Below are 18,140 nucleotides of genomic sequence, written 5' to 3'. Positions count from 1 at the left end.
GTTCAGCGCGTGAAAACGCCGTCGACCATACGAGGCACGGCGGTGTCATCGCGCACGGAAGCAGGCAGCAACGCCGCAGGCAGATTCTGGTAGGAAACCGGCCGGAGGAAACGGTCTATCGCCAGGCTGCCGACCGATGTCGTGCGCCCATCCGACGTCGCGGGGAACGGGCCACCATGCACCATCGCATGCGCCACCTCGACCCCGGTGGGCCAGCCATTGGCCAGGATGCGCCCGGCCTTTCTCTCCAGCAAGGGGAGCAGCCGCGCAGCCAGATCGGTATCGCCGTCATCCATCTGCACCGTGGCCGTGAGCTGTCCTTCGAGTGCGCCCAGAACGCTGCGCAATTCCTGTTCATCGGCACAGCGCACCAGAAGGGAGGACGCGCCGAATACTTCGTTGCCGAGCGCGCTGTCGGCCAGGAACTGCTTCGCCCCCGTCGCGAACAGGGCGGCTTGCGCCTCACCCGTGCCACAAGGCGCGCAGCCCCGTGCGACAGTTTCGACCGCATCATGCTGCGCCAAGTGCGTGACACCCGATTCATAGGCTGTCTTGATCCCGCCGGTCAGCATCGTCGCGGCATTCGCCCCGGCCAAAGCCTCGGCCGCCGCCGTCATGAAGCTGTCCAGCCCTTCGCCTTCGATGGCGAGCACGATGCCCGGGTTGGTGCAGAACTGGCCCGCGCCCATGGTCAGCGAGCCGACGAAGGCCGTGCCCAGTGCCGCCCCGCGCGACCGTAGGGCTTCGGGCAGCAGCAGGACGGGATTGATGCTCGACATTTCGGCATAGACCGGGATCGGCACGTCGCGCGCCTGCGCGAGCCTGACCAGCGCCAATCCGCCGGCGCGGGAACCGGTAAAGCCGACGGCGGTGATGCGTGGATCCTTGACCAGCGCACTGCCCAGATCATTGCCGGGGCCAACGAGATGGCCGAACACCCCCTCGGGCAGGCCACTTGCGGCAACGGCCCGGCGGATCGCGTCGGCAACCAATGCGCCGGTCGCCGGATGGGCCGGATGGCCTTTCACGACGACGGGGCAACCGGCCGCGAGTGCCGCGGCGGTGTCGCCGCCAGCGGTCGAGAAAGCGAGCGGAAAGTTCGATGCGCCGAATACGGCAACCGGACCGAGCGGAACCATGCGCAGGCGCAGGTCGGGCCGGGGCAGCGGCTGGCGGTCGGGAAGCGCAGGATCGATGCGAACCCCCTGCCACGCACCGGTACGCAGCACCCCGGCGAACATTTTGAGCTGGCCGACGGTGCGCCCGCGCTCACCTTCCAGCCGCGCCCGCGGCAAACCGCTTTCGCGCATCGCCGTCACGATCAGATCGTCGCCGATCCCGACGATCTCTTCGCCGATGCGTTCGAGAAACGCGGCGCGCGCGCCCGCGTCCGTGGCCCGATAGACGTCAAATGCCGCATCGGCAGCCGCGCAGGCCGCATCCACGGCGGCGGCATCGTCCACCGCAAAGCCGGGACCAAAGGCCTCTCCGGTCGCGGCATCCACCGAATGAAATACGGCGCGTTCGGTTACATGTTGATCGTTCATGAAATCCTCTTCTATTTACTCGGACATATTGTCTCGGCGGCGGTATTGCAATCTCTCATGTCCCCTATGCCATGTTTGAGATTGCGTGGCACGGGTGATAGGCACAGGCCGAGGAGGCAGACGGGGTGAGCAACGCGGACGCAGTGAAGACGAAAAAGCCGCGTGGTACTGGGCGCCGTCTGCACGGTGCCATCGCCCACAAACTGGGAGTCGCCATCCTGTCCGGCGAATTCGCACCGGGCGACATATTGTCGGGCGAAGTCGCTTTTTCCGAAGCCCTCGACGTATCGCGCAGCGCCTATCGCGAAGCGGTGCAGGTCTTGACCGCCAAAGGGCTGGTGGAAAGCCGCCCCAAGGCGGGGACGCGGGTGCTGCCGCGCAGCCGCTGGAACCTTCTGGATCCCGAAGTGCTCGCCTGGGCCTTTGCCGGGGAGCCGGACATCACCTTCATCCGGTCGCTGTTCGAACTGCGGGGAATCATCGAACCGGCCGCCGCCGCACTGGCCGCCGAACGCCGCACGCGCGACGATCTGAAAGCCATGAAGGAGGCGCTGGCAGGCATGTCGCGTCACTCGCTGGCGACCGACGCCGGGCGGGCGGCCGACCGCGATTTCCACGATGCGATATTGCGGGCGACGCGCAATGATGCGCTGATGGTGTTGAGCGCCAGCATTGGAGCAGCCGTCACCTGGACCACACAGTTCAAACTGCGCGCCCGCATATTGCCACGCAATCCGATACCCGATCACCGCGCGGTGCTGGACGCCATTGCCGCCGGTGATGCTGCGGCCGCATCCGAGGCCATGCGCCTGCTGGTCGATCAGGCGCTGGACGACACCCAGACTTCGATGGCGCAATAGCGCCGGTGCGGCGTTACAACCGCTGTTCGGGCAAAGCCGCGGTGGGCTTTGACCCCCACAGCGCATAGAACAGGATGTAGAGTTCGCAGGCCGCGGTCAGCAGGAATGACGTCTGCAAACCGTAAATATCCGCCAGCCAGCCCTGCACGACCACCAGCGCGCCGCCCGCGATCGCCATGATGAGCAGCCCCGATCCTTCCTCCGTCAGCGGGCCGAGACCACGAATGCCGAGCGTGAAGATCGTGGGAAACATGATCGAATGGAACAGGCCCACTGATATCAGGGCCCACATCGCGACATGGCCGGTGGTGAACGTCGCAACGAGCATGACGATCGCCGCCCCGATACTCGCGACGGCAAGCGCGTGGCCCGCATCGACTTTCTGCATCGCAAACGCGCCGATCAGCCTGCCGACCATCATGCCGCCCCACAGCAGGAACAGATAATTTGACGCCTGCTGATGCGTCAGATTGCCGATGTCGGGCTGGCTGACAAAATTGATGAACAGATTGCCGACGCCGATTTCCGCGATCAGATAGATGAAGATCGCCGGGACGCCGAACACCAGATTGCGATGCGCCCAGAGCGACTGATCCTTGCGATCGGCCTTCGCCGACCGCTGCGTCGCAGCGCCCATCGCAGGCAAGGGAAAACGCGCAATGACTACCGCCAGCACGGCCAGCACCGCCGCCACGATCATATAGGGCAGCACGACCGACTGCGCGTCGGCCAGCCGCTCGGCCGGGGTGAGCGCCGCAGCCCCGGCGGCGGCTGTCCCCGATGTCGTGCGACCGAGAATGAGATAGCCGCCGAACAGCGGTGCCAGCGTCGCACCAGCGGAGTTGAACGCCTGCACCAGGTTCAGCCGGGACGATGCCGTTTCCGGCTTGCCGACGACCGCGACATAGGGGTTGGCGGCGACCTGCAACAGCGTGATGCCGCACGCGATAACGAACAGCGCGAAAAGCGTCACGCCATAGGAGGGGATGCGGGCCGCGGGCACCATCACCAGTGCGCCTGCCGCCATCATCGCAAGGCCGACAACCATCGATTTCTGATAACCGATCCGCTCGATCAGCTTGGCCGACGGGATCGATGCGAAAAAATAGGCGATGAACCAGACCGATTCGATCAAGGTGGTCTGCGTGTAGGACAGATCGAACACGCTGCGCAGATGGGGCAGCAACGTGCCGTTGATGACCGTGATGAAGCCCCACATGAAAAAGAGGCTGGCCAGCAGCGTCAACGCGGCGCGATAACTGGTCCCCGTCGTCGGCGGCTGTGCCGCCACGGGGCTACCTAAATTAACGGGTGCTGCCACTGCCTGCTCCTCTGATTCGGACAATATCGTACGTCAAACGACTTGCTCCGGCTTATTTTGTCTGACTATATAAGCGCAAAGGGTGCGTCAACCGGCGCCTGGCGGGGATGAGGACCATGAACATCGACCGGATGGCCATAGCGGCGATCGCCTTGGGCGTAAGCCTGCCTGCGCTTGCAGGCGAAGTGAAACGCGAGCCTGCCGGAACGCTGGCCGACGGTACTCAGATCGAAGCCGTGACGCTGCGCAACGGCGCCGGGGTCAGCGCCCGAATCCTGAGCTATGGCGCGACGTTGCAATCGCTGATCGGGCCGGATCGCGAGGGCAAGTTTGCGGATGTCCTGCTCGGCTATGACGATCTCAAAAGCTATGTCGATCACCCCAATTATTTCGGCACCACCATCGGCCGCTACGCCAATCGTATCGGCAATGCCGCATTCATGCTCGACGGGCGGCGCTATGCGCTTCCGGCCAACAACAACGGACAGTCGCTGCACGGTGGCGACAAGGGGTTTGACAGGGTCGCGTGGCGGGTGGTTTCGGCAAAGGGCGGGCCGGTCGCCGAAGTCGTGCTGACCCATCGCAGCCCCAATGGCGATGCGGGATATCCCGGAACGCTCGACGTGACCGTGACCTACACGTTGGACGAAGCGGGTGCATTGACCATCGCGTTCGACGCGGTGACCGACAAGCCCACGGTGGTCAACATGACCAATCACGCGATTTTCAACCTGGCGGGAGAAGGGGCGAGCCAGGGTGCCCTTCAGCATCGACTGACGATCCCGGCCAAGGCCTATACGCCGGTCGATGCCACCCTGATTCCGACGGGTGCGTTGCAGCCGGTGGCCGGAACGGTTTTCGACTTTCGCACGCCGCGTACCGTGGCCGACGGCATCCGCGACGGGAAGGACCCGCAGATCGTGGCGGGGCGCGGATATGACCATAATTTCGCGCTCGACAAGGGCCTCACGCGGACCCCGGAGCTGGCGGCCCGGCTGGAAGACCCTGCGTCCGGCAGGGTTCTGGACGTCCTCACGACCGAACCGGGGGTGCAATTCTACGCCGGCAATTTTCTCAACGGCACGCTCGTCGGCAAGCGAGGCCATCTCTATCGCATGGGAGACGGCATCGCGCTGGAGCCGCAGAAGTTTCCCGACACGCCCAACAAGCCCGCCTTCGTTTCGGCCCGAGTCGATCCCGGAAAACCTTATCGTCATGTGATGGTGTATAAGCTGTCGGTACAACGATGAGGTGAACGGCCTTTGCGGTCGCACCGGGCACCTCACCCGCCAGAGGATTGCCGCACCACCAGCCGCACGGGCAGCACCGTGTCGCTTGCCGGTTCACCGTCGATCTGGCGGACCAGCGTTTCGACCAGAACGTCGCCAGCCAGGCTCTGGTCCTGCACCACGCTGCTGAGCGGGGGGCTGGCGAGGCGCGCAGCGGGAATGTCGTCAAAACCGACGATCGCCACATCTTCCGGCACCCGCAGGCCCGCGTCGTGCAGCGCCCGCAACGCACCGATGGCAATCGTGTCGCTGGCGCATAACAAGGCGTCGAACGGCACGTCGCGTGACAGGACCGTCCGCATCGCGGCATAGCCGTCCTCCTCCAGATTGAGGGCGTCGGCTTGGAGGGCGGGATCGCAGGCCAGGCCCCGCGCGGCATGCGCCTCAGCATAGCCGCGCCAGCGCGAGAAGAACTCGGGATAATGGCTGGTCGCGTTGCCGATGAAGGCGAGCCGCCGCCGCCCCTGGCCGAACAGGTGCATCGCCGCATCATGGCCGCCCTGCCGATTGTCGCAGCCCACGGTCACGCCCGGCTGCCCGTCCTTGCTCGATCCCCACAGCACGAAATGCGTCCCCTGCTGCACCAGCTGCTCAAGGCGGCCGCGATAGGCCTCATAATCGCCATAGCCCAATAGGATGATGCCATCGGCCTTGTTGCTGTCCTCATATTCGGTGTGCCAGTCGTTCGAAAACTGCTGGAACGAAATGAGCAGGTCAAAACCGCGTTTCGCGCAGGCGCGCGTGATCGATCCGATCATCGAGAGGAAGAACGGGTTGATGTGCGAATCATCCGGCGTCGGATCCTCGAAGAACAGCAGAGCCAGCGTATTCGACCGCTGACTGCGCAGGCTCGATGCGTTTTTGTCGACCTTGTAGTTGAGCTGATGCGCGATGGCCGCGATGCGCTTGCGCGTCTCCTCGCTGATCGAGGGGCTGCCGCGCAATGCGCGCGACACCGTCGGCTGGGATACGCCCGCAATCTGCGCGATATCGAAGGAAGTCGCCTTGCGCGGCGCAGTCATCGGCCCGGCCTTTTCGTCATCCCCATATGCCCGCTCTGCGGCGGCGAACCGATTGTGGCAGATAACGAAGCCGCGGGCAAACCCGCGCCGACGATACCGCCCCGCCATGCATGCATAGCGTATTCGTATGCACATTCATTGCCCGATCGACAGTCGGCAGGCAGATGACAGCCATCGGGTCGCGATGCGCCCCGGCACTGGATGTTTCAAAAAGTCCCACCGATGAAACGGCGCCGCGCGAAGCGCCGGAAGCAGAGGGGACGCAGGGGAGGCTAGCATGAACAACCGCAGCATTTTATCCGTCAAGACCGTCGCTTCGATCGGGGTGTGCGCCTTTGCGATGGCGACCGCCAGTCTGGCGCAGGCGCAGGACGCCGCCACGACCGCCGCGCCCCAGGCCGCCGAGGAACAGCCTTCCGAAGAAGGCGCGATCATCGTCACCGGCTTCCGCGCATCCCTTGAAAACGCCGTCATCGCGAAGAAGGATCGCGATCAGGTCGTCGAATCGATTTCCGCAGAGGACATCGGCAAGCTGCCCGATGCGTCCATCGCCGAATCGATCGCGCGCCTGCCCGGCCTTACCTCGCAGCGCGTCTCGGGCCGCTCCAACGCCATCTCGATCCGCGGTTTCGCCCCGGATTTCTCCACCACATTGCTCAACGGCCGCGAGCAGACGTCAACAGGCGACAACCGGGCGGTGGAATATGACCAGTATCCTTCGGAAGTCGTCAGCCAGGTTCTCGTCTACAAAACGCCGATGGCCAGCATCGTGGGTCAGGGCCTGTCGGGCACCGTCGATCTGCGCACCATTCGCCCGCTCGATTATGCCAAGCCGACAATCTCGATCGGCGGGCGCGGCACCTATACCGACATCGGCAAGCTCAACGCGGGGTCGAAGGACACGGGCTATCGCGTCAACGCCAGCTATGTCGATCAGTTCGCCAACGACACCATCGGTATCGCCCTGTCGGCCAGCTATCTCGACGAGCCTTATCAGATCCAGGAGTTCAACGCCTGGGGCTATGCCGGTGACGGCAGCGCCGCGGCACCGCGCGTGATCGGCGGATCGAAATCCTATATCACATCCACCCAGCTTACCCGCCTTGGCCTGCAAGGCACGCTGCAATGGCGCCCGTCGCCCAACTTCACCTCTACGGTCGACGCCTTCTATTCCGATTTCAAGGACGACCAGATCAAGCGCGGCGTCGAACTGCCACTGGCGTTCGGCAACAATCTCGTCACGCTGACCAACACCACCGTCAGCAACGGCTTCGTCAATTCCGGCACCTTCAACAATATCGAAGGCGTCGTCCGCAACGACGTGTTCGAGCGCAAGGCGAAGCTCTACTCCTTCGGCTGGAACAACAGCTGGAAGGGCGACGACGGCTGGAACGTGACCCTCGACCTCAGCCTGTCCAAGACTGACCGCAACGAGCTGGTGCTGGAAAGCAACGCCGGCACCGCGCGCGGCGAAAATGTCGGCGCGAAGGACACGATCAGCTTCACCAGCGGCCGTAACGGCACGGTGTTCGACCCGACGCTGAATTACGGCGATTACAACGTTATCCGCCTGACCAGCCCGCTCGGCTGGGGCGGCACGCAGATCGCGCCCGATGGTTCGGCGATCCTCAACGGGCAGGACGGCTATTACAACAACCGCCTCATCAAGGATGAGCTGAAGCAATATCGGCTGGAAATCGAGAAGGAGCTGGACAACAGCTTCCTGCGCAGCGTGCAGTTCGGCCTGAATTATACCGACCGCACAAAGGCACTGACGCCCGACGAATCCTTCCTTGGTCTTGTCGCCAACACCGATGGCCTGACCAGCGTGACGGTGCCCGAGCAGTTCCGCAAGGGCACGTCCAACCTCGGTTTCCTGGGCCTCGGCCCGGTCATCAGCTATGATCCGCGCGAGCTTCTGGATGCAGGCATCTACAGGCTGGTGAAGAACCCCTATGGCGACGTCGTCGTCAAGGCCTATGACATTCACGAAAAGGTGATGACCGCCTATCTGCAGGGCAACATCAAGGCGGAACTTGGCTCCTCAACACTCACCGGCAACTTCGGCGTGCAGGCGAACTGGACCGACCAGAACAGCAATGGGGGGACGGCGACGTTCCTTGGCACGAACGCCAATGGTTCGCCGAACATCGGCGCCACTGCACGGCGCGAAAGCACCGACTATCTGGACGTTCTGCCCAGCGTCAATCTCTCGCTCCGCACGGCAAGCGACTTCGTCATCCGTCTCTCGGCGGCACGCGAAATCATCCGCCCACGTCTTGACGACATGCGGGCTTCGCTGAGCTATGGTTTCAACATCCAGAACAACACCGCGCTGCTCAGCGGCAACACAGGCAATCCCGACCTGCGCCCCTGGCGCGCCAATGCCATCGACCTGACGTTCGAGAAATATTTCGGCCGTCAGGGCTATGTCGCCGCCCAGTTCTTCTACAAGCAGCTTAAAAGCTACATCTACAATCAGGACGTGGTGTTCGACACATCGACCATTCCGCTGTCCAATCCGGGCAATGGCGTTACCATCTTGCCCTTCGGTATCCTCAATATCCCTGTCAACGGCGAAGGCGGCAAGCTCTACGGCGTTGAAATTGCCGGAACCTTCCCGTTCTCGAGCATTACCGAGGCGCTCGACGGCTTCGGCATTACCGGCGGCGGTTCCTATACCAAGACGCGCATCGCGCCGACGCCCGGTTCGGATTCCCGCGACCTGCCCGGCTATTCGAAGTGGGTCGTCAACGGCACCGCCTTCTTCGAAAAATGGGGCTTCAACGCGCGTGGCTCGGTCCGCTATCGTTCGACCTTCGTGGGCGAGCTTTCCGGGTTCGGCGCGGCACGTACCCGCCGCCGGGCGCGCGGCGAAATGATCGTCGACGGGCAGCTTGGTTATGACTTCCAGGAAGGCAGCGCGCTGCACGGCCTGTCGATCTTCCTGCAAGGGCAGAACCTGACCAACGAACCGTTCGTCACCACCGATCCGGGTGCGCCGAACCAGGTTATCGATTATCAGTCCTATGGTCGCCGTTTCCTGCTGGGGGCGAGCTACAAGTTCTGATGACCAGTTGGACGGCCTTTCCCACTGCACGGGGGAAGGCCGTCCAAGCCCCGGAGGACCGCCGCCATGCGTGAGCAGACTCGACAGCCCGCTCCCCTCCCCCGGCGGATCGTCATTGTCGGCGGCGGCACTTCGGGGTGGATGGCGGCGGCCGCCTTCTCCCGCTTTCTGGGGGAAGGCTGGTACGTCCGACTGATCGAATCCGAGGACATCGGGACAGTCGGCGTCGGCGAAGCGACCATACCGCAGATCCAGCATTTCAACGCAGGGCTGGGCATCGACGAAGCCGATTTCGTCCGCGCGACGCAAGGCAGCTTCAAGCTGGGCATCGTGTTCGCCGACTGGCTGCGTCCCGGCCATCGCTATATCCACGCGTTCGGCGGCATCGGGCGACCGCTGGGGCTGATTGCCTTTCACCATTATTGGCTTCGGCATTGCGTGCAAGACGGGGCCGATGACCTCTGGGCCTTTTCCGCGACGGCACAGGCGGCGGCGCAGAACCGCTTCGGCCCTGCGCCCGCGATCGCTCACGCCTATCATTTCGACGCGTCGCTCTACGCCGCCTATCTCCGCCGTTATGCCGAAGCGCGCGGGGTCGAGCGGATCGAAGGGAAGGTGGTGGACGTCACGCAGGACAGCGCGAGCGGCGATATTGTCAGCGTGACGCTCGACGGGGGCCTCAGCGTCGAAGGCGACATCTTTGTCGATTGCTCCGGCTTTCGCGGTCTGCTGATCGAAGGTGCGCTCAACAGCGGCTATGAGGACTGGCGGCACTGGCTGCCGTGCGACCGGGCGCTGGCGGTGCCGTGTGAATCGGTGTCGCCGATCACGCCCTATACGCAATCGACCGCGCGCGCGGCAGGCTGGCAATGGCGCATCCCGCTGCAACATCGCATCGGCAACGGCCATGTCTATTGCAGCGACCATATGTCCGACGATGAGGCCGCGCGCATATTGCTCGACAATCTCGACGGCCCGGCGCTGGCCGATCCCCGACCGCTGCGCTTCGTCACCGGCAAGCGGCGGCAGATATGGAAGAACAACTGCGTGTCGCTGGGTCTTGCCAGCGGGTTTCTGGAACCGCTCGAATCGACCAGCATTCACCTCATCCAGGCTGGGATTGCCCGCTTCCTGCAATATCTGCCGGGCGAAACGGTCGATACGGCGGATCGCGACGCCTTCAATGCGCAGATGGATTTCGAGTTTGCGTCGATCCGTGACTTCATCATCCTGCACTATCACGCCACCGAGCGGGAAGGGCCCATGTGGCAGCATTGCCGGGAGATGGCCCTGCCCGACAGCCTTGCCCAGAAGATCGCTTTGTTCCGCGCCAATGGCCGCATCGCCCGCTTCAACGAAGAATTGTTCACCGAAACCGGCTGGTTGCAGGTGCTCTGGGGTCAGGGCATCCGGCCACGCGGCTGGCATCCGCTGGCCGATGCTTTGAGCGAGGCGGACCTTGCCGAGTTCATGATGCTGGCGAAGGCGCAGGCCAGCCAGCAGGCTGCTGCCCTGCCGACGCACGAAGCCTATATCGCCGCCCACTGCGCGGCCCCGATACCCCAAAGGATACCCGCCTGATGTTGCCCAAGCACCTGCTCGCTACCCTGTTCCTGACGACCCTTGCAGCGCCGCTTGCCGCGCAGGACTATCGCGCCAGCAGTTACCGCGAACGCCTGCCGGAAGATGAAACGATCTACTTCCTGCTGCCCGACCGTTTCGAAAATGGCGACACGGCGAACGACAAAGGCGGTTTCAAAGGCGACCGGATGAAAACCGGCTTCGACCCGGCATCCAAGGGCTTTTTCCACGGCGGGGATCTGAAGGGTCTGATCCAGCGGCTCGACTATATCCAAGGGCTGGGCGCGACGGCGATTTGGCTTGGCCCGATCTTCAAGAACAAGCCAGTACAGGGCGGGCGAGGGCAGGAAAGCGCAGGCTATCACGGCTATTGGATCACCGATTTCACGCAGGTCGATCCGCATTTCGGCACCGGCGCGGACATGAAGGCGCTGGTCGACGCGGCGCATGCGCGCGGCATGAAGGTCTATATGGACATCATCGCCAACCATACCGCCGACGTCATCGCCTATCGCGAATGCCAAACCGACGCCTGCCCCTATCGCAGCCGGGCGGATTATCCCTATGCGCGCAAGGGCGGCGTGACGGGTGCGCCGATCAACGCGGGTTTCGCGGGCGACCGCATCCTGACGCAGGACAATTTTGCCAAGTTGACGGACCCGGGTTTCGCTTATTCCCCCTATATTCCCAAAGGCGAGGAAAACGCAAAGACGCCCGCCTGGCTCAACGATCCGCTTCTGTATCACAATCGCGGCAACACGACCTTTTCGGGCGAAAGCTCCACCATGGGCGATTTCGTGGGTCTCGACGATCTGATGACCGAAAATCCGCGCGTCGTGCAGGGGATGATCGATATCTACGGCGCGTGGATCGACACATATGGGGTGGATGGCTTCCGCATCGACACCGCGCGCCATGTTAACCCGGAGTTTTGGGCCGCGTTCGTCCCCGCGATGCTGGATCGTGCCAAGGCAAAGGGCATTCCCCATTTCCATATTTTCGGCGAAGTCGCGCAGGATGCGATGGACCCCGGCACGCTGGCGCGTCACACCCGCGTCGACGCATTTCCGGCCGTGCTGGACTTTGCGTTCCGGGCGGCAGTCATCCAGGCGGTAGGCGGCACCCAGGGCAGCGGCATCTTCGAGCGGCTCTATTTCGGCGATGCGCTGTACGAAGGCGGCACGGACGCCGCCAATCGCCTGCCCACCTTCGTCAGCAATCATGACGCGGGCCGCTTCGCATTTTATGCGCGCAAGGCGCTGCCGCAGGCGAGCGACGCGGAGATATTGCAGCGTACCGAACTGGCGCACGCCATGATGCTGCTGCTGCGTGGTGTGCCGACCATCTATTCGGGCGACGAACAGGGTTTTGCCGGGGACGGCAACGATCAGGATTCGCGCGAGGACATGTTCCCCAGCAAGGTCGCGGTCTATAACGACAATGTCCTGCTGGGCACGAACAAGACCACGGCCGACGCCAACTTCGACACCGGTCATCCGCTGTATCAGGCGATCGCCCGTCTCGCCAAGCTGCGTGGCGCGCACCCGGCGCTGCGCCGGGGCAAGCAGATCATCCGCAACTACAGCGACAAACCCGGCATATTTGCCGTTTCGCGCATCGATCCGGCAACCGGCCGGGAGATACTGATTGCGTTCAACACGGCAACGACCCAGTTTGACGGCCATGTCGAAGTGGCACCGGAATCGGCATCCTTCGCGCCCCTGATCGGCACCTGCCCCGCGGCCCCGGTCGCACCGGGCAGCGTGAAGCTCTCGATCCCGGCGCTGGGTTATCTCATGTGCGAAGCGGGGAAATGACGATGACGGCCAAGGCCATGCCGGAGATACAGAGCGAAGCTGCCGACGCCTGGTGGCGCGGCGCCGCCATCTATCAGATTTATCCGCGCAGCTTCGCCGATTCCAATGGCGATGGCATCGGCGACCTGCCCGGCATTACCGCGCGGCTCGATCATGTCGCATCGCTGGGGGTGGAGGCGATCTGGCTTTCCCCGTTCTTCCCCTCGCCGATGAAGGATTTCGGCTATGACGTGTCGGATTATTGCGGCGTCGATCCGATTTTCGGGACGCTCGATCATTTCGACGCGCTGATCGCCCGCGCCCATGCGCTGGGCCTGAAAGTCATCATCGATCAGGTCTATGCCCATACATCGGATCAGCACCCCTGGTTCGGCGAAAGCCGATCAAGCCGCGTCAACGCACGAGCGGACTGGTATGTCTGGGCCGACGCCAAAGCCGACGGCTCTCCGCCGACCAACTGGCAGTCGGTCTTCGGCGGTCCGGCCTGGACGTGGGACGGGCGACGACGGCAATATTATCTGCACAATTTCCTCGCGTCGCAGCCGCAGCTCAACGTCCACAACATGCAGGTGCAGCAGGCGCTGCTCGATGCCGCGCAATTCTGGCTGGATCGCGGGGTGGACGGCTTTCGCGTCGATGCGATCAACTTCGCGATGCATGACCTCGATATGCGCGACAATCCGCCCGCGCCGGATACGGGCGCGGTGCGGACGCGCCCGTTCGATTATCAGCTCAAAATCTACAACCAGAGCCATGCCGACATCCCGCGCTTCATCGAGCGACTGCGCGCGCTGACGGATCGCTATGGCGCGCGCTTTACCGTCGCGGAGGTGGGCGGGGACGATGCCGACCGCGAAATGAAGCTGTTCACGCAGGGCGAGAGCCGGTTCAACAGTGCCTATGGCTTCGATTTTCTTTATGCGCCGCAACTCACGCCGCAGGTGATCGCCGATGTGATGGCGCAATGGCCCGACGAACCGGGGGTGGGCTGGCCGAGCTGGGCATTCGAAAATCACGATGCGCCGCGCGCCATATCCCGCTGGGCCACGCCGGAGCAGCGCCACGCCTTCGCCGCGATGAAGATGCTGCTGCTCGCCTGTCTGCGCGGCAACATCTTCCTCTATTACGGCGAGGAACTGGGCCTCACGCAGGTGGAGATACCGTTCGAGCGGCTTCAGGATCCCGAGGCGATCGCCAACTGGCCGCTGACCTTGAGCCGCGACGGCGCGCGCACCCCTATGCCGTGGCAGGCGGATGCGGTCGCGCTGGGCTTCAGCGAGAGCGCCGATACCTGGCTGCCTACCGGCCCGGATCATGATGCGCTGGCGGTCGACCGGCAGAATGCCGATCCTGCATCGATGCTCAATCTCACGCGGCGAATCCTCGCCCTGCGCAACGCCACACCGGCGCTCAAATGGGGGCGGCTCAACGTGCTGCGCGCCAGCGACGACCTGCTGGTGATCGAGCGGGTATTCGAGGGGCAGACGATGCTCTGCGCATTCAATTTCGGCGCGGCACCGCTGGACTGGTCACCGGCCGGCGCCAACAATCTGCGTATCGTTGAAAGCGTCAACGGTGCGACTCTGGACAGCCTGCCCGGTTTCGGCGGGGTGGTTGCGGACGTTATTGGTTAAAAATCAGGAGTTTACGATCATGCGCGCTTTTTCATGGGCTTTAGCCCTGTCTCCAGTCATGTCCTTTGCAGGCGTACTGGCCAGCCCCGCCGCAGCGGAGACAGTGGCGACGGCGGCCTCGCCCGATGGCAGCATCACCGTCAGCGTCGATCTGGATAATGATGGTCGGCCAAGCTACGCGGTGATGCACAAGGGCAAGCCGCTGATCGCCCCTTCGCGCCTCGGTTTCCTGCTGACCGACGCGCCCAAGCTGGAACGCAACTTCACCCTTGCCAGCCAGGCGACCAACGCCTTTGACGAAACATGGGACCAGCCATGGGGCGAGCGCAAGACGATCCGCAACCGCTACAATGAGCTGAAAGTGGCGCTGAAGGAAAAGACCACGCTGGGGCGGCAAATCAGCATCGTCTTCCGCGTCCATGACGATGGCTTCGGCTTCCGCTATGTCTTTCCGCAGCAGGACGCGCTGAAGACCGCGAACATCGCCGAGGAGCTGACCGAGTTCAATCTGGCCGAGAACGGCACCGCATGGTGGATCCCGGCCGGTGAATGGAACCGCTACGAATATCTCTACAATCGCACCAAGGTGAGCGAGATCGGCCGCGCGCATACGCCGGTGACGATGAAGCTGGACAGCGGCACGCATGTCTCGTTTCACGAAGCCGCGCTGGTGGATTATTCGGCCATGTGGTTGCAGCATGTCGAAGGTGTGCGGTTCAAGGCGACGCTCTCGCCTTCCTCCGGCCCGGCGAAGGTCGTCCGCAACGGTGCCTTCCACACGCCATGGCGCTCGATCCAGATCAGCGACACGGCGGGTGGCCTCGTCGATTCCAGCCTGATCCTCAACTTGAACGATCCCAATGTGCTGGGCGATGTCAGCTGGGTGAAGCCCTATAAATATGTCGGCGTGTGGTGGGGCATGCATCTCGATACCGAAAGCTGGGCATCCGGCGCGAAACATGGCGCGACCACCGCCAACACGAAACGCTACATCGATTTCGCCGCCAAGAACGGGATGCGTGGCGTGCTGGTCGAAGGGTGGAACAAGGGATGGGACGGTGACTGGTTCGCCGACGGATCGACCTTCAGCTTCACACAGCCCTATCCCGATTTCGATATAGAGGGCCTGAGCGCCTATGGCCTCAAAAAGGGTGTCCACCTGATCGGCCATCATGAGACTTCGGCCAATGTCGCCCATTATGAGGACCAGCTTGAGGCGGCGCTCGATCTCGACCGGCGGCTTGGCATCGACAGCATCAAGACCGGCTATGTCGCCGATGCGGGCGGCATGAAGGTGCGCGGGGCGGACGGTGTGGTGCGTTTCGAATGGCACGACGGGCAGGCGAGCGCGCGCCATCACCTGAAGGTTGTCACCGAAGCGGCCAAGCGCCGCATCGCGGTCAACGCGCACGAGCCGATCAAGGATACCGGCCTGCGCCGCACCTATCCCAACTGGGTCGCACGGGAAGGCGCACGGGGCATGGAGTATAACGCCTGGGGATCGCCGCCCAATCCGCCCGAACATGAAATCAATCTGGTGTTCACGCGGATGCTGGCGGGACCGATGGACTATACGCCGGGCGTGCTGAGCCTGGAGGGGCGCGGCCAGCCGCTGCAATCCACGGTCGCACGGCAACTGGCGCTCTATGTGCTGCTCTATAGCCCCATCCAGATGGCGGCCGATCTGCCGGAAAATTATGCCAAGGTCATGAAGCCGTTTCAGTTCATCAAGGATGTGCCGACAGACTGGGCAGACAGCCGCGTGCTGAACGGCGAGATCGGCGACTATGTCACGATCGCCCGCAAGGACCGCAACAGTGCCGACTGGTATCTGGGCGCGGGGACCGACGAAAACGGGCGCACGATCGACGTGACGCTGGACTTCCTGGATGCAGGCAAGACCTATACCGCCCAAATCTATCGCGATGCCGACGATACCGATTACCGCACCGATACGCGGCACCATCATGTGATCGAGACGCGTCAGGTGCGGCGCGGCGACCGCCTGTCGCTGGTGCTGGCGCCCGGTGGCGGGCAGGCGATCCGCTTCGTCGCCCGTTGACGGCGCCTTCCGAACCGGTATGCTTCCCCGTGCGTACCGGTTCGGATTGGACCGCTTCACATAGTAACATTTGACACCAAATGCGATTTGACGATAAGCGGGGCGGCCACCGCAGCACCGGAGACATCGTCGCCATGACCCCTGCCCTTCCGCGCATTGACGAGACGCACGATCCCGCCCGGAAAAGCTGGGTCGAGAGTGCCAATGGGCATGCGGACTTTCCGATCCAGAACTTGCCGCTCGGCGTTTTCGTGCCGGATGGATCGGACCGTCCCCGCATCGGTACGGCCATCGGCGACTGCGTGCTGGACCTTGCGGCACTGAGCGCGGCGCGGCTGGTCCCGGAGCCGGTTCAGGCGGCGCTGGCGGAGCCTGTGCTGAACGCTCTGTTCGCTTTGCCTGCGGCCGAACGCGGCGCGCTGCGGCAGGCGCTCAGTGCGCTCCTCTCCGATCCGTCGCAGGCTGACGTGCTGCGGCCGATGCTGCACGATTCGGCCACCGTGGAGATGCGCCTGCCCGCTGCGATCGGCGATTATACCGACTTCTACGTGGGCATTCACCACGCCACCAATGTCGGCCGCCTGTTCCGACCGGACAATCCGTTGCTGCCCAATTACAAGCATGTGCCGATCGGCTATCATGGCCGGGCCTCATCGATCCGCCCGTCGGGTGTTCCGGTTCGCCGCCCGTCCGGGCAGCGCAAGAGTCCCGAGGGCGATACGCCGATATTCGGCCCCTCCGTCCGCCTCGATTATGAGCTGGAGCTGGGCATCTGGATCGGCCCCGGCAATGCGCTGGGCGAGCCGATCGGAATCGAAAATGCTGCGCAGCATATTGCGGGCTTCTGCCTGCTCAACGACTGGTCGGCGCGGGATTTTCAGGCTTGGGAATATCAGCCGCTCGGCCCCTTTCTGGCGAAGAACTTTCATTCGACGATTTCCCCCTGGGTCATCACCGCGGAAGCCCTTGCGCCGTTTCGGCAAGCGCAGCCTGCCCGGCCTGAGGGTGATCCCGCGCCGCTACCCTATCTGTGGGATGCGGCGGACCAGTCCGGCGGAGCGCTGGGCCTAACACTGTCCGTCGCAATCGAGACCGCCGCGATGCGCGCCGCCGCTGTGCCGCCCTTCATTCTGGGCGAGGGACCGGCCAGCAACATGTACTGGACGGCGGCGCAGATCGTCACGCACCACGCCTCCAACGGCTGCAACCTGATGCCGGGCGACCTGCTGGGCACGGGGACGATCTCCACCCCCGACGACAGCGGCCTTGGCAGTCTGCTGGAGGCGACTCGCGGCGGCAGCGCGCCGGTGCGATTGCCGGGTGAAGAGCGCCGCAGCTTCCTGGAGGATGGAGATCGCATCATCATGCGGGCGCGCGCGCAGGCGGCGGACTATGTGCCGATCGGATTCGGTGCCTGCGTGGCCGAGGTCATACCCGCGATAGGCTAAGGCACCGGCGGCAGCGCATCGCGGCGTCGCGGCCGGTCAGAGCGGTTTCGATGCCGTGCTGTTGCGCACCTTCGCCAGGCGGATGATGTGATCGAAAATGGCGGGGTGCAGCGGGCGCTCGAAATTGCAGCCGGCTTCATGATCGCGCGCCCACATCACCTGTGCGCGGCGACCTTCGAACCCCGGCAGCATGATCCACAGGTCCATGCCGGGCGCGAGCTTTACGAAGGTCTGGATGCGGAAGCCGGTGGGCGAGAGATCGGATACCCGGCTGGTGAACCAGGTTTCACCCGGCCGCCGCAGCTTGACACCGATCAGCACATTGTGTCGCTGGTCCGAGCGACTGGTCTCTGTCGTAAAAGTCTTATGGATACCCATGGTCGTTACGCACTGCCTGTCACCAATTGCCAGAACCTAGCCAACGACCCTCAACAAGCCGTTAACCCGGCGCATCCACATAAAAAAAAGGGGAGCCGCCGCAGCTGCTCC

At 63.6% G+C, this 18,140-nt stretch carries 12 protein-coding genes; 8 read left to right on the top strand and 4 right to left on the bottom strand.

Annotated features, from left to right (window positions below; all coding sequences use genetic code 11):
• Positions 1–2: 2 nt before the first annotated feature.
• Positions 3–1,547, bottom strand: coding sequence for an aldehyde dehydrogenase (NADP(+)) (locus ENE74_RS06525; protein ID WP_127690037.1), 1,545 nt, complete (start codon positions 1,545–1,547; stop codon positions 3–5).
• Between the two features lie 125 nt (positions 1,548–1,672).
• Here ENE74_RS06525 and ENE74_RS06520 point away from each other — a divergent pair, with 125 nt between their 5' ends.
• Positions 1,673–2,407, top strand: coding sequence for a FadR/GntR family transcriptional regulator (locus ENE74_RS06520; RefSeq protein WP_127690035.1), 735 nt, complete (start codon positions 1,673–1,675; stop codon positions 2,405–2,407).
• 13 nt (positions 2,408–2,420) lie between these two features.
• On the opposite strand, the gene ENE74_RS06515 is transcribed toward ENE74_RS06520, so the two are convergent.
• Positions 2,421–3,698, bottom strand: a complete 1,278-nt coding sequence (locus ENE74_RS06515) for a sugar MFS transporter (RefSeq protein ID WP_420902579.1) — start codon at positions 3,696–3,698, stop codon at positions 2,421–2,423.
• Between the two features lie 137 nt (positions 3,699–3,835).
• Between ENE74_RS06515 and ENE74_RS06510 the strand changes: the two genes are divergently transcribed.
• Positions 3,836–4,978, top strand: a complete 1,143-nt coding sequence (locus ENE74_RS06510) for an aldose epimerase family protein (RefSeq protein ID WP_127690031.1) — start codon at positions 3,836–3,838, stop codon at positions 4,976–4,978.
• A 32-nt stretch (positions 4,979–5,010) separates the two neighbouring features.
• Here ENE74_RS06510 and ENE74_RS06505 read toward each other — a convergent pair whose 3' ends face one another.
• Positions 5,011–6,039, bottom strand: a complete 1,029-nt coding sequence (locus ENE74_RS06505; protein ID WP_127690574.1) for a LacI family DNA-binding transcriptional regulator — start codon at positions 6,037–6,039, stop codon at positions 5,011–5,013.
• Between the two features lie 340 nt (positions 6,040–6,379).
• On the opposite strand from ENE74_RS06505, the gene ENE74_RS06500 reads away from it, so the two are divergent.
• The 6 genes from ENE74_RS06500 to fahA all read left to right on the top strand — a co-directional run bounded on the left by ENE74_RS06500 (position 6,380) and on the right by fahA (position 17,651).
• Positions 6,380–9,109 (top strand): TonB-dependent receptor, encoded by a 2,730-nt coding sequence (locus ENE74_RS06500; RefSeq protein ID WP_420902578.1) that lies wholly within the window; start codon positions 6,380–6,382, stop codon positions 9,107–9,109.
• A 66-nt stretch (positions 9,110–9,175) separates the two neighbouring features.
• Positions 9,176–10,690, top strand: a complete 1,515-nt coding sequence (locus ENE74_RS06495) for a tryptophan halogenase family protein (protein WP_127690027.1) — start codon at positions 9,176–9,178, stop codon at positions 10,688–10,690.
• Positions 10,690–12,507 carry an alpha-amylase family glycosyl hydrolase gene (locus tag ENE74_RS06490; protein WP_127690025.1) on the top strand — a complete coding sequence of 606 codons (1,818 nt, stop codon included), beginning with the start codon at positions 10,690–10,692 and terminating at the stop codon, positions 12,505–12,507. Before ENE74_RS06495 ends, ENE74_RS06490 begins: the two co-directional genes overlap by 1 nt.
• 2 nt (positions 12,508–12,509) lie before the next feature.
• Positions 12,510–14,141, top strand: coding sequence for an alpha-amylase family glycosyl hydrolase (locus ENE74_RS06485; protein ID WP_127690023.1), 1,632 nt, complete (start codon positions 12,510–12,512; stop codon positions 14,139–14,141).
• A gap of 58 nt (positions 14,142–14,199) precedes the next feature.
• Positions 14,200–16,203 (top strand): glycoside hydrolase family 97 protein, encoded by a 2,004-nt coding sequence (locus ENE74_RS06480; RefSeq protein WP_241241862.1) that lies wholly within the window; start codon positions 14,200–14,202, stop codon positions 16,201–16,203.
• Between the two features lie 134 nt (positions 16,204–16,337).
• Positions 16,338–17,651: a fumarylacetoacetase gene (fahA, locus tag ENE74_RS06475; protein WP_127690019.1), complete on the top strand. Its 1,314-nt coding sequence runs from the start codon at positions 16,338–16,340 to the stop codon at positions 17,649–17,651.
• A 36-nt stretch (positions 17,652–17,687) separates the two neighbouring features.
• Here the strand turns inward: fahA and ENE74_RS06470 are convergent, their stop codons facing one another.
• Positions 17,688–18,029, bottom strand: a complete 342-nt coding sequence (locus tag ENE74_RS06470) for a PilZ domain-containing protein (RefSeq protein WP_127690017.1) — start codon at positions 18,027–18,029, stop codon at positions 17,688–17,690.
• Between the last annotated feature and the right edge of the window lie 111 nt (positions 18,030–18,140).

It is taken from the genome of Sphingobium algorifonticola (assembly GCF_004005485.1).
GTDB lineage: Bacteria > Pseudomonadota > Alphaproteobacteria > Sphingomonadales > Sphingomonadaceae > Sphingobium > Sphingobium algorifonticola.
This window is presented reverse-complemented; position numbering and strand designations above follow the sequence as displayed.